This window comes from Agriterribacter sp. (assembly GCF_035444585.1).
Lineage (GTDB): Bacteria > Bacteroidota > Bacteroidia > Chitinophagales > Chitinophagaceae > Agriterribacter.
In genome coordinates, this window is the sequence record NZ_DAOMOZ010000008.1 from 1 (window position 1) to 17,712 (window position 17,712).

Here is a 17,712-nt window from a genome sequence, read left to right on the forward strand (position 1 = left end):
AAGGAAAAATATCAAAGGAGAATGTTTTCCTGTCGGGCTCGGTAGTAGATAATTGCACCCCGTTCAAAAGAGCCGTGTTATACCGGTCGCTTAAGCCGCGAACAATAAGGTATTTCCCTTCCTGTATGCTGGCTCCGGGGATCCTTTTTAATACTTCTCCTGTGTTTTTATCGGGCGAACGGCGGATGCTTTCCGCCGAAATAACAGAAGCAACAGTATTTGTATTTTTCTGGAATGCAATGATTGAATTTACCGTTTCTTTCCGCGCATTGGTCCTGCTGGCGGTAACCACTACTGTTTCCAGGTTCTTTGCGGCAGCTTCTAATATAATATTCAGTTCGCTCCCCCCGCCTTCTGCTACTTCTGCCCCGTCAATATGCTTCTCGGTATAACCTACTGCAGAAATGATCAGTTCATATGTTTTGCCGGTTGAAAGATGCAGAACATAACGGCCTTCTGTATCCGTAAGGGTTCCTCCTGAAGCGTCGGAAATTTTGATTGAAGCGCCGGGGATGGGTTCGTTTTTTTCATTTACCACCTTACCTGCCAATGGCGCGGTTTGCGCCCGAACAAACAGAAAGGATAGCATAAAAATAAATACTGCACAGATCCTACACATAATTTGCATACCTGAATTTTCGGCAAAGGAACGCTCCGGGTGTTAACCCATAATTACCGCAGCGTTAACAAAATATGTTCCCGGCATTACCGCAACGTTAACAGCGTGCGCAAGATGTGTAAGAAAAATGGTCATGTTAAGAAATTATTAACTCTTGAAATCGGGGACAGGCAGAAAATGATACCTTTACTTTTGCCCAAAGTTTCTGTTATGATCAATTCTATAATGAAGATCTTTTTACCGAAAGACAGGGTTTTTTACCAGTTGTTTGAAGATGTTGCCGTTAAAGTACTGGAAATGGCCCGCAAATTAAAGGAAGTGGTTCACGAACCGGATTATGATGAAAGGTCGGCAATAGCGTCACAGATTGAAGAGCTTGAACATGTAAATGACGACCTTACCCATAAGATATTTACGGAATTGGGAAGGAATTTCATAACCCCCTTCGACCGCGAGGATATCCATTATCTTGCTTCTGCGTTAGATGATATTGCTGATTATATTTTTGCTTCATCCAAAAAAATTAAATTTTACCGCGTTAACCCCAATGATCAGGGCATGCAAAAATTTGCAGAACTGATCGTTCAGGCCTGTGAACACATTAAAACGGCAGTGCATGAATTGCGCGATATGAAAAACCTTCGCCAGATCACAGAATCACTGGTAAAGATAAACAGTATAGAAAACCAGGCCGATGATATATTTGATATGAGCATTGAACGTTTATTTGCTACAGAGCCCGACGCCAAGGAAGTAATAAAGAAGAGAGAAATTTACCAGGCCATGGAAATAGCAACAGACAAATGCGAAGATGCAGCCAATGTAATTGAATCTATCCTGGTTAAATATGCATAATGTTTGAGAATTTGAAACCATCAGCGATCCTTATTACCAGATTTTCAAACCAGGAGGTATGACCTTATTAGTTGTAATCATCATTTTAGCTTTGATCTTTGACTATATTAACGGCTTTCACGATGCCGCCAACTCAATAGCCACTATTGTTTCCACCAAAGTGCTCACTCCTTTCCAGGCGGTTCTGTGGGCAGCGCTGTTCAATTTTGTGGCGTTTTTTATTTTTAAAGATCATGGTGTAGCCAATACCATAGCAAAAACCGTAAAGGAAAGCTATATTACCCTCCAGGTGGTGCTGGCCGGACTGTCGGCCGCCATTATATGGAACCTCATTACATGGTGGTTTGGCATACCTTCCTCTTCTTCGCATACCTTAATTGGCGGATTTACAGGCGCAGCTATTGCCCATGCAGGATTTTATGCTATAAATGCTGCGCCGGTATTGCAGATCGTAGCGTTTATTTTTTTAGCGCCGTTGGTAGGCATGCTCATGGCCTTTGTTATTTCCTTATGGTTTATTAATTCGTTCAGGAAAAGCATTTGGCCCAAGTTTTTTTCTATAGCTATTATGGTAATTACGGCATTAACCCTTTCCCAGATCATGGAATTCGATCCGGCCAGGCTACGGTCGCATTACGAAAGCTATACCATGAAGGTGATCTTTCATTCGCACAATTTTAAGCTGCTGCTCCTGGCCCTGATTGTATTCATAATGTGTACTTTCACCCTTTACCTCAGCAGGTTGAACGCCCACAGATCTACGGTATGGTTCAAGCGGTTGCAGTTGGTTTCTTCTGCGGCATTCAGCATCGGGCACGGTGGCAATGATGCTCAAAAAGTAATGGGTATCATTACTGTTGCCCTCATCTCACATGGCAGCATCCAATCCTTTGAGGAAATGCCTTATTGGGTTCCGATTGCCTGCTATACTGCAATAGCATTGGGTACATTAAGCGGGGGCTGGAAGATCGTAAAAACCATGGGTAGCCGTATTACCAAGGTAACGCCATTTGAAGGTGTTGCAGCTGAAACAGCAGGCGCCATTACGCTTTTTGTTACAGAACATCTTAAAATACCGGTAAGCACTACCCATACCATTGCAGGAGCCATAATGGGGGTGGGCGCAACCAAGCGGTTGTCGGCAGTACGATGGGGCGTTACCGTTAATCTTCTGTGGGCATGGATCATTACCATACCCATAAGCGCGCTTATGGCTGCGCTTATATACTGGCTTTCGCATTTCTTTTTTTGATATTTTAATCCGCCTTATTTTAACCCGAAGTGGGTAACTTCGTCCCGGGCAAAAAACGGGGCTCCTTTAAAGGAATGGTATAGAAGTTACACCAGCAAGGCGCCAGGACACAAAGTCCTGATCTTCAGGCTTTATTTTTTTGCGGCTTAACAACGTTGTGGCAAATATACTTTTGAAGCAGCTCTTCAATTTTTCTGCTCTTGTTCGGGTGACGCGCATCGTACGCTGAGATTTCAGAAAAAACGGGAAGCTCCGGCAGAAACGATATATTATTCCAAACAGATCAATATTTCCAATGAAAGGAATCATTTTGGCGGGTGGGTCGGGTACCAGGTTACACCCCATTACGTATGCGATCAGCAAACAGATCATGCCGGTTTACGACAAACCGATGATATATTACCCTTTATCCACACTTATGCTTGCGGGCATCAGGGAGGTGCTCATCATTTCTACGCCACACGATCTGCCTAACTTTAAAAAATTATTTGGCGACGGCAGCCATTTGGGATTGCGTTTTTCCTATGCCGAACAGGCAGTGCCCAATGGGCTGGCGCAGGCATTTGTAATAGGCGAAACATTTATCGGTAAGGAAAAAGTAGCGCTTGTATTGGGCGATAATATTTTTTACGGAAGCGGTTTGGGCCGCACCCTGAGCAATAATATTGATCCCGACGGGGGAATAGTGTACGCTTACCAGGTAAGCGATCCTGAACGATACGGGGTAGTAGATTTTGATAAAGCCATGAAAGCGCTTTCCATAGAAGAAAAACCCGTAAAACCTAAAAGCAATTATGCCGTGCCCGGATTGTACTTCTACGACAATGAGGTAATAAATATTGCCAAAAATTTAAAGCCTTCATTAAGAGGAGAGTATGAGATCACAGATGTGAACAAAGAGTACCTCCGCAGGGGTAAGTTAAAAGTATCCGTACTGGACAGGGGAACAGCCTGGCTGGACACCGGAACTTTCGATTCACTAATGCAGGCCGCTCTGTTTGTGCAGGTAATTGAACAAAGGCAGGGTATAAAAATTGCCTGCATAGAAGAAATTGCATATATAAAAGGATTCATAAACAAACAACAGTTATTGAAAATAGCAAAACCGCTGATGAAAAGTGGTTATGGTGAATATCTTCTGAACTTAGTATCTTGAATTAAATTTTACGACAGCTATGAAAAAAATTCTCGTAACCGGTGGTTGTGGCTACATAGGATCGCACACTATTGTTGACCTTGTTGAAAACGGGTTTGACATTGTTTCTGTTGATAACAACTCGCGTTCTTCTGAACGCCTGCTGGAAGGCATCGAAAAAATAACCGGAAAGAAAATAAAAAATTACAAGGTTGACCTATGTGATTTTAATGATACCAATGCCATTTTTGAGGAAAATGACGACATTGCGGGCATCATTCATTTTGCTGCGTATAAAGCTGTCGGAGAGTCGGTGGAAAAGCCACTGCTTTATTTTGAGAACAACCTTGTTTCGCTGATCAATCTTTTAAAATGTGTTGAGTTTTTCAAAATCCCTTATTTTGTTTTTTCTTCCTCCTGTACGGTGTACGGCAACCCCGATCATATACCGGTAACTGAAACCACTCCTACCAAAGCCGCAGAATCACCGTATGGATATACCAAGCAAATGGGGGAACAGATCATTGGTGAATTTTCGCGTGTGAATGACACTTCATGTGTATTACTGCGCTATTTTAACCCGGCAGGTGCCCATCCATCCGCACTTATAGGAGAGCTGCCTGTTGATAAGCCTCAGAATCTTGTTCCGGTTATTACGCAATCTGCCATAGGAAAATTACCCGGCATAACAGTATTTGGCAATGGCTACCCTACACGCGATGGCTCCTGCGTGCGGGATTTTATACATGTAAGCGATCTGGCTCATGCCCATACACTGGCACTCCAGTATTTGATAGATAAGAAAAATAAAAGCAATCCCGAAATATTTAACCTTGGCACAGGCTCGGGCATTACCGTACTGGAAACAATCCGGGCATTTGAAAAAGTAACCGGTGTACCGCTGCATTATACGATCGGCGCCAACCGTCCGGGTGATGTGGTTGCTATTTATGCCAATAACGATAAAGCCAGGGAACAACTGGGGTGGCAGCCCGAATTTACCCTGGAAAACATTTTGGATACCGCCTGGAAATGGGAACAAAAGCTCAAAGAAGACGAAAAATTGTTTACAGGAAAAAATATCCAGTTGAATTAATCCATTATTTTGCGCACAAAAATATACAAATAAGATCATGCTAAAAGACATACAGGTAGCCGGACAAAAAGATACAAGAAGCGGGTTTGGAGATGGGATTTACGAATTGGGCAAAAAAAATCCAAATGTAGTAGCGCTCACTGCCGACCTTGCAGGCTCATTAAAATTAAATGCATTTATTAAAGATTTTCCGGACCGTTTTATACAATGCGGCATAGCAGAAGCCAATATGATAGGCATAGCAGCCGGATTGACCATTGGCGGGAAAATTCCCTTTACCACTACTTTCGCCAATTTTTCCACGGGCAGGGTATATGACCAGATCCGCCAATCCGTAGCCTATTCGGGGAAGAATGTAAAAATATGTGCCTCACATGCGGGATTAACCCTGGGAGAAGACGGCGCCACACACCAGATCCTGGAAGATATAGGCATGATGAAGATGTTGCCGGGTATGACCGTGATCGTACCCTGCGATTACAATCAAACCAAAGCCGCCACAATTGCCATTGCAGATCATGAAGGACCCGTATACCTGCGCTTCGGCCGACCCGTATGGCCCATCTTTACAAAAGCCGGTGAAAAGTTTGAGATCGGCAAAGCCCAGTATTTCTCGCAGGGTAGCGATGTTGCCATTTTTGCCTGTGGACACATGGTATGGAAAGCCATTGAAGCAGGAATAATACTGGAAGAAAAAGGAATAAGCACCGAAGTAGTGAATATACACACCATAAAGCCATTAGACGAAGAGGCTGTATTAACCACCTTGCGCAAAACAAAATGTGCAGTAACCGTAGAAGAACACAATATTATCGGCGGACTGGGTGACGCAATAGGCCAGACGGCCGCGAGACATTTTCCGGCTCCTCTTGAATACGTGGGTACCAAAGATACATTTGGTGAAAGCGGGAAACCGCTTGATCTGCTAAAAAAATACGGGCTCGACACTCCTGATATTGTTGCCGCAGCAGAAAAAGCGATAAATCGGAAATAAGGCATTTAAAATTTTACCCAGGTATGGCAACCAATCGTGCTGACGATATTTTATTACTACAGGAATTCCGAATGCCCGCCACCAGAGAGAAGGCCTTTACTACTATAATAAAAAAATACCAGGAAAAACTATACTGGCATATCCGTCGTATGGTCATTCACCACGAAGATGCCAATGACGTTTTACAGAACGTATTCATTAAAGTATGGAACGGGCTTGAAAACTTCCGCGAAGACGCACAACTTTATACCTGGCTCTACCGCATTGCTACCAACGAATCGCTGACCTATCTTGAACAACAAAAGAAAAAGTCTGCAGTATCTATTGACAGTGAGAGCAGTATGGCCAGCCAACTGAAAGCTGACAAGGATTTTGATGCAAATAAAATAGAATGGAAACTACAGCTGGCCATTCAGGAACTACCTGAAAAGCAGCGCCTTGTATTTAATCTGCGCTATTACGATGAGATGCCTTATGAGGAAATGAGCAGAGTACTGGATACTTCAGAAGGTGCACTAAAAGCCAGCTATCATCACGCGGTAAAAAAGATAGAAGACTTTATTTTGAATCATTAAACCTTTCACATATAACGTAGTCTTAACATTTAATGAAACGCAATTCCGACATAGAGAAAGAATTAAGAGAGATCAGCCCTGCCATATCTGGAATTAAGAACAATACCGTTTTTGAAGTGCCGCCGGGTTATTTTGAAGGGTTACCCGAAAGATTGTTAAGACTGGTTAAGGAACACACAGCGAATACCGATTTGATGCCTGGTGAAGAAATCAAGGCATTATCGCCTCTTATTGCATCGTTAAAAAACAAGCCGGTATTCAATGTTCCTGCCGGCTATTTTGATGCGCTTCCTCAAACCCTTACGGAAAAAGTGGCCGGAGTAAAAAAAGAAGCCCCGGTTTTCCGGATAAATTCCGGTTTTAAAAACAGGAAGCCGGTATGGCTGAAATATGCAGCAGCGGCCGTTGTAACGGGAGTTATCGCAACAAGTGTATTGTTCTTCCGGAACACAACAACGGATGAACACAGCAATCCTGCCATGCTGTTCACTGAAAATGATAGCCAAAAACCTGTTATAATGGAGTTGCCTCAGGTTTCCGATGCCGACCTGGCAAGCTACCTCTCGGCCGTTCCCGAAACACTGGAGTTGATTTTGGAAGAAGATACTGATACTGAATTTGCAGATTTTGTTTTTTTTAAAATGGATGATTCAAATCTGGGGGATATGCTCAAAGATGTACCTTACGAAGCGCTGCTCAATTACGAGGAAGACATTTCTGGTAAAGAAGTATCCTTATAAAGAGTCCGTAATTTGATCCACCCGCTTTTTAAATTTTTAATATTATACCGATAACATATAGATATTATTGCTATAATTAATCATTTTTCTTGAAACTTTTCTATCAAAAAGAAAAAATTAATAATTTTTTGCGTGAAAAAGATTTTTTTACTTTTCGGATTTGTTACATTTGCAGCCTTGTTAGCGAACGGGCAGGAAGTTGCAGACTCCGGAAATGGCAGAGAGAAAATAAAAATGCTTGAAATTGGGTATCTCACCAGGCAATTGCAGCTCTCGTCAAATGAAGCCGAAAAATTTTGGCCGCTGTTCAACAAATACCGAAAAGAAATAAGAGCTGTAGTAAGGAATAAAAATATAAGCGATAATCTTGAACGACAACAGAAAGCATTAGATATAAGAAAAAAGTACAGGAAGGATTTCAGCAGTATTTTGGATGAAGAAAGAGGAGGACGGGTATATGAAGCGGAGGACAGATTTAAAACGATGGTGAGAAAAGAAATGCAGCAAAGAATAAAAACGAGGCAGAACGGCGGATCACAATCCGGTAAGCACAAATGATTTTTTAAATACCAAATAATTACCTAATTTTAACTTGGTGTTTTTCATAGGTTAGCAACGGCTGGCTCTTTCTAGGGCTGGCCTTATTTTTTTAAAGGCCCCGACTGTGTAGAAAAGGCACAGGTATATCTTTCCATAAAACAGGAATACGGAACAGGGCTTACGGGTGTCTTGAAATGTTATCCAGCAGATCTTCCGCAAGGTCATACACAGACTGCATTTCGGTTTCATTAATAACAGGAGTATACAAAGCAACCTCACATTGCTGTATCAGCAATTGAAACTGTGAAATGATAATATCATCAAATCCTTTTATCCTCAATTGCTGTTCTATAGTCTTTTTATTGAGATGCGTGCCGGGGATCTGTAACTTTTCACCCATATAATTCCATAACGCTTTTCCCAGTTCGGAATAAAACCCCTGCCCGTTTTGCTGCACAAGCATAAGACGTGTGCGGAACAACGGATTAGATAAAACAGCAGGCTGTGTTCCTTCCTCATTATCAGCCACGGTTCCGGCGCTGCCATCTCCAATCACCCTGGCAGCAGGCACACCTGCCGTACGAATATACCGCACTAAAAAAAAGCCGAACAATGCCAGCAGTAAAACTGCTATGCCCATTACCCATGCCCTGCTGGTTTTGGTTCGTACCTCATCGTTTTCAGCTACCGCGGAACCATTGTAGATATTATTTTTTGCAACAGAAACGGCATTGATAAAAATAGAATCTGTTTTTGCGGTTTTATACCGGTCAACCTGCGGATCAAAATAGGAGAACTCAACCGGAGCAATCTTTATTTTACCGGTTCGCTTAGGCGTTATGGTGAAAGCAAAGGTTTTGTAACCCTGCATAGGCACAACGGTTTTCAGAATATCTTCGTTTATCTCGGGCTCATACGCTTCAATATCTTTTGGCCAGTGTACTGCGGGCGCATTGATGATCCCAAAATTGCCTTCGCCTTTTACAATAACCCTCAGGAGAGCTGCATCGTTTAAAGCAATTTCTTTTTTATTAACGGTAGCTTCAATGCTGAAATTCCCCACCGCGCCATTGAAAGATTCCGGTCTGGCGGAGGCAGGAAGCGCTTTTACCGTTACTGCCAGCGGGTTGCTTTTGATATTTACATTTTCCGTTACGATCCCTTCGTGTGAAATATCATCAGATTCAAAAGATCGCAGCAATTCAGGCAGATGCTCTCCCCTGTCTTTCATTGCTTTTTCCGCACTCAAAAAAGAAATGGAATTTTCTACTTCTGCCGGATCAAGCTCAAGTATGCCCGACTGGAGCGGGAAAAGCTGCGCCTTGCGGATAAGGTATACATTAAAATCCTTGCCATTCAGCGTTTCAATAGTAGAGGGTGCCGATGAAGGATCAACTATATCATATACGCTGAAACCATTAAAAGAAGGTCGTTTGGATACCTTTGATTCGGAGCGCAGGCGGGTATATAGTTTATAGGTGGCTACCACCGGCTCACCTTCATAGCAGTGGTTTTTATTAACATCTACTTTGATAAAAAGATTCTGCCGTATTTTACTATGAATATCCTCTCCCTTACGGAGAATATAATCGCTGTACAAATCTTGCCGTAAAACATCATCATAGCCCTGAAAACTATAGTGGTTATTGTTGTGTTTTGCGTGATCAACTCTAAACCTGATGGTATTGAAAATAAAACGCCGGTTATTAACTTTGGCAGAGGCGCCCGAAAGGGAATAGTTACCGGGAGCTTCAGGTTGTATGACATATACAAAAGAAACATAACTATTCACAACACCATTAATAACTGAAGCACCCGTAGTATGCTGCGGACCTTCAATCACCTTACATCCCTTAAAAGAAGGCGGAACAAATTGCTGCACTTCATCTGCATTCTCAATATTGAACTGCAGTTTAATCAATTCATCCTGCAGGACAATATTTTTATTGGCTGAAGCGATGGCCTTTACCTGCCCTGAACTATCCCGGGCCGTGAGGCAAAAAACAAACAGCAGCAATGCAACCTGAAGTAAATATTTCCCTATACGATTCATTTTTTATTTTCTTCCCCCGCACCGGTAACAATCACAATACTATCACTAACAAATATAGCATTTGACCGTAAGAGACCGGGATAAAGTTGCGTTAAAACAGGCCTCGGTTTGGCCCGGCGCATTTTACGATCGTTTAACAATAGCCGTGGTGAATAAAAAAATATTTAACCAAACATAATTCAATTATTGCACGCCACATAATCAAACAATGTTTTAGTATCTTGTTCCGGTTATTCGATAAACAAATACCATTCACTGTATGTTACTTCTTGGCATCGACGTGGGAACATCATCCATAAAAGTATCTGTAATTAATGCTGCCGATACAAAGCTGGTTGCTTCAGCCCAATTTCCTGAAACTGAAGCTACCATAATTTCGCAACACCCCGGCTGGGCCGAGCAGGCACCCGAAAGCTGGTGGCAATATACCTGCCAGGCCATACAAAAGCTTAATACTTCCGGCGCTTACGATCCAAAAAGAATAGCGGCTATAGGGATCGCTTATCAGATGCACGGGCTGGTAATTGTTGATAAAGACAAAAACGTATTGCGACCGTCTATTATTTGGTGCGACAGCCGTGCTGTTGAAACCGGCAACAAAGCTTTTGAAGCCATCGGTGCTTCTTATTGCCAGCAATGTTTGCTTAATTCACCCGGCAATTTTACCGCATCCAAACTGGCATGGGTAAAGCAACATGAGCCTGCTGTGTTTGAAAAAGTGGATAAGCTGATGCTGCCGGGCGATTATATTGCCATGCAGCTTACCCGGGAAATAACCACTTCTCCTGCGGCGCTATCGGAAGGTATTTTATGGGATTTCCAATCCAATGCTGTGGCAAACAAGGTAATGGACCATTATGGATTTTCCGAAAAAATGATACCTGCAGTGCAGCCCGTATTTTCTGTTCATGGCAGTGTAACAGCGCCGGTAGCGGCAACCCTGGGATTAAAAGCAGGTATTCCCGTATCATACAAGGCCGGCGACCAGCCCAACAATGCCCTATCGCTAAACGTAATGCAGCCCGGCGAAATAGCTGCTACAGCAGGCACTTCGGGGGTAATATATGCCGTTAGTGATAAGCTCACAGGCGACCCGCAATCCAGAGTAAACAGTTTTGCTCATGTAAATCACAATGCAACACAGAAAAGCATTGGCGTACTGCTTTGCATCAACGGCACCGGCATAATGAACAGATGGGTAAAAGATACTGCCGGTAGCCATTTGTTGTATGCGCAGATCAATCAACAGGCGGCAAAGGTTCCTTTGGGAAGCAACGGACTGCTGGTGTTGCCATTTGGCAACGGTGCCGAACGCATGCTTCAAAACAAAATGACAGGGGCGCAGATCAGTAACCTGCAGTTAACAATGCATCAGCCGGCACATTTGTTCAGGGCTGTACAGGAAGGCATTGCCTGTGCTTTTCGCTACGGATTGGACATTTTGAAGGAAAACGGCCTTCGCCCGTCTGTTATCCGTGCCGGAAAGGCCAACATGTTTTTAAGTGATGTTTTTACCGATCTGTTCGTGAATTTTACCGGCACGCCGGTAGAACTGTATGAAAACGATGGCGCCGTGGGAGCTGCCATTGGCGCAGGCATTGGCGCGGGCATTTACACTACGCCAAAGGAAGCCTTCCGCAGCTACAAACCCGTTGGCCTGGCTGAACCTACAAACGATCATGAAGAATATACGCGTATATATGAAAGGTGGAAGGGGTTACTGGAAAAAGCTTTATTATAGTATACGGCTCAATCATCGTATATATGTTCCTGTTATAGCATGTGCATTAACCGTTTCACCGCTGTTTATGCGTGCACAGGAGATACAGGGAACGGTTTATGATATCACACAAAAGATACCCCTGCCGGGAGTGAGCGTGCTTACTGCTTCCGGATCCGGCACACAAACGGATTCTATGGGGTTTTACAGGATCAGGGTAACCTCCGCAGACTCAGTATGGTTTTCTTACCTGGGAAAAGCTACCCCCCAATACCCGGTGAAAACAATTCAGAACCCTGCTGCATTTGATATATCCATACAAATTTCGGCCATTGAGCTGCCCGGCGTAACCGTTCGAAAACCCAATTACCGCTTTGATTCTTTACAAAACCGCAGGGAATATGAAAGGGTTTTTAATTACCGAAGACCGGGATTACGCGTTTCTACCCTGTCGCCGGGCAGCGTTGGAGCCGGGGCCGGCGTTGACATCAATGAACTGATCAATGTATTTCGCTTTCGCCGCAACAGGAATATGAAATTCTTACACAGATGGCTGATCAAAGAAGAGCAGGAAAAATACATTGACTACCGCTACAGCAAACTTTTTGTACGAAAACTTACGGGATTGGAAAGCCCGGAATTAGACGGTTTCATGAGATATTATCGCCCCCAATACGAATATGTTGTTATGCTGAACGATGCGGAATTAGGCCTTTACATCCTGGAATGCTTTAAAGAATACAATAGCCCAAAAAGAAGAAGCAATAATTAGGGCTTACTTAAAAAAGGGAAACGCATAGTGGCTTCGTGCCTATATAATTCCTGAGCAATTCCCTATTCGCCCATGTTTACAAAAACACCATCTGCCCTTATATCTACCGGCCAATGTTTTAAATAATATCCCTCTCCGCTTACATTATAACCTGTTTGCATATTAAACTTATAGCTGTGAACCGGACATACAATATGTCCCGATGCATTGATACATCCTTCTGCCAACGATCCGCCTGCATGCGGACACGCAGCCGCAAAGGCAAAAATCCTGTTATAGAATTTCCCAAGGCATATTTTTTTGCTCCCCACTTCTTTTTCTGCAATATTATTGGCGGCAAAATCAATATCACCGATATCTTCAGCCACCTTGACCCAGTTGCTTTTTTCTTCCGGCATGCGTTGTTCTGAAGCTGTTTATCTTAATACAAAAATTCAGTCTTGTAAGGATATCTGACCCGGTACAATTCGCGGATCTTACTGGTGAGCACCTTTCTGAGTTCATCAATGTTCTGTTTTTCAGTAGCCGATATAAAAATGCAATTACCCTGTGTTGCATTCATCCATCTTTGTTTCAGCTCTTCCAGCAGTTGCTTTTTGGTGTCTTCATCCAGCCATTCATCGAAGGTGTTTTTTACATACAGATCCATTTTATTAAAAATGGTAATTACCGGCTTATCATAACATTTGAGATCCTGGAGTGTTCTATTTACCACCGCCATCTGGTCTTCATACTGTGGATGCGAAATATCTACTACGTGCAACAGCACATCGCTTTCCTTCACTTCATCCAGCGTGCTTTTAAAGCTTTCTACCAGGTGATGGGGAAGCTTGCGGATAAAACCAACCGTATCGCTCAGTAAAAAAGGTGTGTTTTCAAAAACCACTTTACGGGTAGTGGTATCCAGGGTGGCGAACAGCTTATTTTCGGCAAATACTTCGCTCTTGCTCAGTACGTTCATAATAGTAGACTTGCCCACATTGGTGTACCCTACCAATGCAACCCTGATAAATTCACCCCTGTCTTTTCGTTGCGTAAAAGCCTGCTTGTCTATCTCCACCAGCTTTTTACGCAACAGCGATATCTTATCACGCACAATCCGACGGTCGGTTTCAATTTCTGTTTCCCCCGGGCCTCTTGTTCCTATACCCCCGCCAAGCCTCTCCAGGTGCTTCCACATACCCCTTAATCTCGGCAGCAGGTACTGATATTGCGCCAGTTCAACCTGGGCTTTAGCCTGGGATGTTTTAGCGCGGTTGGCGAAAATATCAAGGATCAGGTCGCTGCGGTCTATCGTTTTTACGTCTAATATTTTTTCAATATTGGATATCTGCGCCCCGGTAAGCTCATCGTCAAAAATAGCAACCTGTATATCGCCATGCCTTTCAATATATTGCCTGATCTCCTCGAGCTTGCCTTTGCCTATGAATGTTTTACTATCAGGATGGGGAAGCTTCTGATAAAACTTTTTTACTGCTTTTGCGCCGGCTGTTTCAGCCAGAAAGGCCAGCTCTTCAAGGTATTCCTTCAACTGGTATTCGGTTTGCAGCTTATGCACCAACCCTACCAGGACTGCTTTCTCTTCCTGCAAAAATTTGCCCTTTTTATCTATCAATCCTAAAAATTTAACCGCAAAGGTAAACGATGCACAACAAAAAACGGATGCTGTCAACATCCGTTCCCTTTAAAATACCGTAGTGAATTACAGCCCGCTTATGGTTAGTCCGATAGAATAGGGCTTAACATTTGGCCCGGCGCCTTCCCTGATGAATTCATTGAACTGGTAGGTGCCAAAAATGGAAAATGCACCATATCCTACGCGAAGTGTTCCGGCCAAACGGGTAGTATTAAAATTCCTTTTGTCTTTTACTTTTTGGGTGTAGCCGCCATATCCCTCCCTGTCGCGTGTTATTTTAGCCTTGGTGTGCGCATCTACCATGGTCCCCACTTTTACGCCTAAAGCCACTTTAAACGCCTTGCTATAATTGGCAGGATTACTGGTGAACCTCAGTTCTACGGGAACTTCCAGGTATCCTGTAGCAATCTTGTATTTTTTATAGGAGCTCACCGTATCACGTGCAAAGCTTAAGGGATATTTTCTCAGGTCTACGGTAGTTTCTTTAAAAAACATATTGTCGGTACCCAGTCCGGCCCCTATGGCTGCACTGAACCGTGCATCTGATTTGAAGGGAAAATCAAACATGAAATACATATTAAAGGTTCTGCTTAAGCCGCCTGTTCTGAACGAATCAGGACTTCCGCCCCAACCATTATAACCTATCTGGATCATAAAATGATCTGCAGCACGGCGCGAAAGCTGGCTGTTGTTCGTGCTTTCCTGCCTGGAAAGCGTGTCTCCTTCCGTTTGAGCCATTAAAAAATTACCCCATACCAATAGTGAAATAACCGGTAAGAAACGCTTCATAAATTAAATTGAGTGACAAATGTATCCTGCAACAGGTTAATAAAAGGTTAAAGAGAACAAATATAAAAGACATTTTTCTGAACCCGGAAAACAAAAATAACGCTAACAAAGCGGCTGATCAAGCTGCGCCTGATCTTCATCTTCGCGGGAAAAGGTGCGCAAGATATTGATATTGGGGTAGATTAGTGTGAAAAAATTATTATACTTGCCGCATTATTATAATACCGCTTTTATGAACCGCATCTTTTTAAGTATTGTATCTGCCACGCTCCTGCTTGCCTCCTGTAATCCCAAAGAAGCAACTTTTGGAGAAGAAGACGGTCTTGCCGCTTTCAGCTCCGATAGCCTGGGTAAACATATCGCCGAACTTTCGGGAGATGATTTTGAAGGCCGCAAACCATTTACCGCGGGAGAAACAAAAACGATCCAGTATTTAAAAGAAAAGTTCATTGCAGCAGGTCTTGAACCCGGCAATGGTGAAAGTTATTTCCAGGAGGTGCCGATGGTAAATATTACTACCGATGCCGCACCCGTTATGCAGGTAAAATCGGCCAAAGGAAATTTTACTTTACAAGGGCCGGATGATTATGTGCTATGGACAAACAAAACAGATGCTGCTGTTTCCCTCAATAATGACGAGCTTGTTTTTGCAGGCTATGGCGTAGTGGCGCCGGAGTATAACTGGAATGATTATAAAGGATTGGATGTAAAGGGAAAAGTGGTAATGGTATTGGTGAACGATCCCGGTTTTAATGCAGGTGATACGTCTTTGTTTAAAGGAAAAACGATGACCTACTACGGCCGCTGGACCTATAAATTTGAAGAAGCTGCCCGGCAGGGCGCTAAAGCCTGCTTAGTTATTCACAATACCGAAGCTGCCAGCTATCCTTTTACCGTTGTACAAAACAACTGGAATGCCTCACGCCTGCGTTTAGACCCACGGGGCAGGGAGGAACAATTATGCGATATGATCGGCTGGGTATCGGGCCCGGCGGCAAAAAAACTATTAACCGCTGCCGGTAAGGATACTACCTTATTCACCTCAGCCGATGTGCGGGGATTTAAAGGAACAGCTTTAAACCTGGGCTTATCAACTTCCATTCGGGTAAAAACCAATTACAATCAATCCAATAATGTAATTGGCAAAATAACAGGCAGCAAATACCCCGATGAAACCATTATATATACAGCGCACTGGGATCACCTGGGTATTGGAACGCCCGATGAAACCGGCGATTCTATTTACAACGGCGCATTAGACAATGCAAGTGCCACAGCCGGGTTATTAGAACTGGCGCGGGGATTTAAAAGTTTGCCAACACAGCCTGAACGCACTATTGTCTTTTTATCTGTAACTGCTGAAGAGCAGGGATTATGGGGATCGGCCTATTACGCACAAAACCCTGTTTATCCGTCTAATAAAACCGTGGCCAATATTAACATGGACGGGTTGAACTGGTATGGCAAAACGAAGGATGTAATTATAGTAGGGCAGGGACAATCGGAGCTGGAGGATTATTTGCAGGAAGAAGCCGCCAAAGTGAACCGTACCATTACACCCGAAGTGCACCCCGAAGCGGGTTATTATTACCGGTCCGATCATTTCAATTTTGCCAAAGCAGGCATCCCGGCTTTATATATCAGCAGCGGTATTGATGTTATTGGAAAAGAAAGCGGGTATGGCAAAAAAATGAATGATATATATACTGAAAAAAATTACCATCGTCCTTCCGATGAATATGATGCCGCTACCTGGAAATTAGACGGTGCTATTGATGATCTTCAGTTGCTGTTTCGCGTTGGTCGTCGCCTCGCTTACGGACAAAGCTGGCCGCAATGGAAGGCAGGCTCTGAGTTTAAGGCGATAAGGGAGAAAAGCAGGTAAGGTGTTCAGATATTGATAACTTACTTCCCCATGAAATAAAATAAAAAAGGGTCTCATTTTCATGAAACCCCACCGGTTATCCGTGGACCCTGCTGGGCTCGAACCAGCGACCCCCTGATTATGAGTCAGGTGCTCTAACCGGCTGAGCTAAGGGTCCTTTCTTCTCAAAGAAGAAAATATCATTACCGGCTTTTATTTTATGGTGTGCAAAGGTAGAAAAAAACATCATTCGGAATAATTTTTCTTCAAGCAGCATATTTGTACATTATCTTATCATTCAAATAGAACTTCGTATTAAAAATCGTAGTTTGCAAGACCAAAACGATTGCAGGTAGCGCTGTATGGATAATCACCACGCACATATTGAACTATTACAACAACAGGTTGCGCTTTTCAACAATCAGCAGGCTTACAATGCACTCTTCCTTCATTTTTATCCTTCTCTGCAGCAATTTGCTTTTTCCTTTCTCAGGTCGAAGCAGCTTTCGGAAGAGGTCGTATCGGATGTATTCATTAAAATATGGGAGAAACGCAAAACGCTACACACCATCACAAACCTCAAATTTTACCTTTTTACCAGTACCCGCAATACCGCACTTAATTATCTGAAAAAGCAAAAAGGTCTTCAAAATCTATTGCCGGATGAATATTGGGTTGAATTAAAGAGCGTCTTTTTCGACCCTGAGCAATTAATGATCACTACAGAGATGATCCATAATATCCATACAGCAGTTCAAAGTCTGCCCGCAAGATGTAAGCTCATCTTTAAACTGATTAAAGAAGAAGGGCTAAAATACAGGGAGGTAGCCGAATTATTGGATATTTCAGTAAAAACCGTTGAAAATCAAATGACGCTTGCCTTAAAAAAGATCGGCTCAGCCATAGGTTTCGATATTCACAGATCTGTGTTATCGGGAGTAAAATCGGCTTAAAGCTCCCATTTTAATATGCCACTATTTCCGGATCATTGTAAGACTATGCCAATACGGCGTAATTTTTGATCGTGATTTATGGTTTTTACCATAAATCATGGCATAGTTTTGGTTTAATG

17 protein-coding genes and 1 tRNA gene are annotated in these 17,712 nt (G+C 43.1%); 12 read left to right on the forward strand and 6 right to left on the reverse strand.

Annotated features, from left to right (window positions below; translation table 11 throughout):
• The coding region (locus tag PLH26_RS01505) for a carboxypeptidase-like regulatory domain-containing protein (protein WP_324584206.1) at positions 1-619 on the reverse strand (619 nt) is incomplete at its 3' end.
• A gap of 210 nt (positions 620-829) precedes the next feature.
• On the opposite strand from PLH26_RS01505, the gene PLH26_RS01510 reads away from it, so the two are divergent.
• From PLH26_RS01510 to PLH26_RS01545, 8 genes are all read left to right on the forward strand, one after another.
• The gene (locus PLH26_RS01510; protein ID WP_324584207.1) at positions 830-1,474 is read left to right on the forward strand and encodes a DUF47 domain-containing protein; all 645 of its coding nucleotides are present in this window, start codon (positions 830-832) and stop codon (positions 1,472-1,474) included.
• 58 nt (positions 1,475-1,532) lie between these two features.
• The gene (locus tag PLH26_RS01515; protein WP_324584208.1) at positions 1,533-2,726 is read left to right on the forward strand and encodes an inorganic phosphate transporter; all 1,194 of its coding nucleotides are present in this window, start codon (positions 1,533-1,535) and stop codon (positions 2,724-2,726) included.
• A gap of 295 nt (positions 2,727-3,021) precedes the next feature.
• Positions 3,022-3,882 (forward strand): glucose-1-phosphate thymidylyltransferase RfbA, encoded by an 861-nt coding sequence (gene rfbA / locus PLH26_RS01520; protein WP_349770410.1) that lies wholly within the window; start codon positions 3,022-3,024, stop codon positions 3,880-3,882.
• 19 nt (positions 3,883-3,901) lie between these two features.
• A complete protein-coding gene (gene galE, locus PLH26_RS01525; RefSeq protein WP_324584209.1) occupies positions 3,902-4,957 on the forward strand; it encodes a UDP-glucose 4-epimerase GalE in 1,056 nt (351 codons plus the stop codon).
• Positions 4,958-4,994: 37 nt separating this feature from the next.
• Positions 4,995-5,951 (forward strand): transketolase family protein, encoded by a 957-nt coding sequence (locus PLH26_RS01530; RefSeq protein WP_324584210.1) that lies wholly within the window; start codon positions 4,995-4,997, stop codon positions 5,949-5,951.
• A 23-nt stretch (positions 5,952-5,974) separates the two neighbouring features.
• Complete coding sequence (locus PLH26_RS01535; RefSeq protein ID WP_324584211.1) at positions 5,975-6,526, forward strand: RNA polymerase sigma factor; 552 nt, start codon at positions 5,975-5,977, stop codon at positions 6,524-6,526.
• Between the two features lie 32 nt (positions 6,527-6,558).
• On the forward strand, positions 6,559-7,266 hold the full coding sequence (locus PLH26_RS01540) for a hypothetical protein (RefSeq protein WP_324584212.1): 708 nt from the start codon (positions 6,559-6,561) through the stop codon (positions 7,264-7,266).
• A 132-nt stretch (positions 7,267-7,398) separates the two neighbouring features.
• Entirely contained in the window at positions 7,399-7,824 is a 426-nt protein-coding gene (locus tag PLH26_RS01545; RefSeq protein ID WP_324584213.1) for a hypothetical protein, read from the forward strand.
• 160 nt (positions 7,825-7,984) lie between these two features.
• On the opposite strand, the gene PLH26_RS01550 is transcribed toward PLH26_RS01545, so the two are convergent.
• Positions 7,985-9,859, reverse strand: coding sequence for a BatD family protein (locus PLH26_RS01550; protein WP_324584214.1), 1,875 nt, complete (start codon positions 9,857-9,859; stop codon positions 7,985-7,987).
• A 259-nt stretch (positions 9,860-10,118) separates the two neighbouring features.
• Between PLH26_RS01550 and PLH26_RS01555 the strand changes: the two genes are divergently transcribed.
• Positions 10,119-11,600, forward strand: coding sequence for a xylulokinase (locus PLH26_RS01555; protein ID WP_324584215.1), 1,482 nt, complete (start codon positions 10,119-10,121; stop codon positions 11,598-11,600).
• Positions 11,560-12,351, forward strand: a complete 792-nt coding sequence (locus tag PLH26_RS01560) for a carboxypeptidase-like regulatory domain-containing protein (protein ID WP_324584216.1) — start codon at positions 11,560-11,562, stop codon at positions 12,349-12,351. The genes PLH26_RS01555 and PLH26_RS01560 overlap by 41 nt, the downstream gene beginning before the upstream one ends.
• Before the next feature lie 62 nt (positions 12,352-12,413).
• Here PLH26_RS01560 and PLH26_RS01565 read toward each other — a convergent pair whose 3' ends face one another.
• The 3 genes from PLH26_RS01565 to PLH26_RS01575 form a co-directional block, all read right to left on the reverse strand.
• Positions 12,414-12,749, reverse strand: coding sequence for a Rieske (2Fe-2S) protein (locus PLH26_RS01565; protein ID WP_324584217.1), 336 nt, complete (start codon positions 12,747-12,749; stop codon positions 12,414-12,416).
• 23 nt (positions 12,750-12,772) lie between these two features.
• Positions 12,773-13,966, reverse strand: coding sequence for a GTPase HflX (gene hflX, locus PLH26_RS01570; RefSeq protein ID WP_324584218.1), 1,194 nt, complete (start codon positions 13,964-13,966; stop codon positions 12,773-12,775).
• Positions 13,967-14,053: 87 nt separating this feature from the next.
• Positions 14,054-14,776: an outer membrane beta-barrel protein gene (locus PLH26_RS01575; RefSeq protein ID WP_324584219.1), complete on the reverse strand. Its 723-nt coding sequence runs from the start codon at positions 14,774-14,776 to the stop codon at positions 14,054-14,056.
• A gap of 232 nt (positions 14,777-15,008) precedes the next feature.
• On the opposite strand from PLH26_RS01575, the gene PLH26_RS01580 reads away from it, so the two are divergent.
• Positions 15,009-16,661 (forward strand): M28 family metallopeptidase, encoded by a 1,653-nt coding sequence (locus PLH26_RS01580; protein ID WP_324584220.1) that lies wholly within the window; start codon positions 15,009-15,011, stop codon positions 16,659-16,661.
• Positions 16,662-16,744: 83 nt separating this feature from the next.
• On the opposite strand, the gene PLH26_RS01585 is transcribed toward PLH26_RS01580, so the two are convergent.
• Positions 16,745-16,818: transfer RNA gene (locus PLH26_RS01585), tRNA-Ile, on the reverse strand.
• Positions 16,819-17,002: 184 nt separating this feature from the next.
• Between PLH26_RS01585 and PLH26_RS01590 the strand changes: the two genes are divergently transcribed.
• Entirely contained in the window at positions 17,003-17,593 is a 591-nt protein-coding gene (locus PLH26_RS01590) for an RNA polymerase sigma-70 factor (protein ID WP_324584221.1), read from the forward strand.
• The last annotated feature ends 119 nt before the right edge of the window (positions 17,594-17,712 follow it).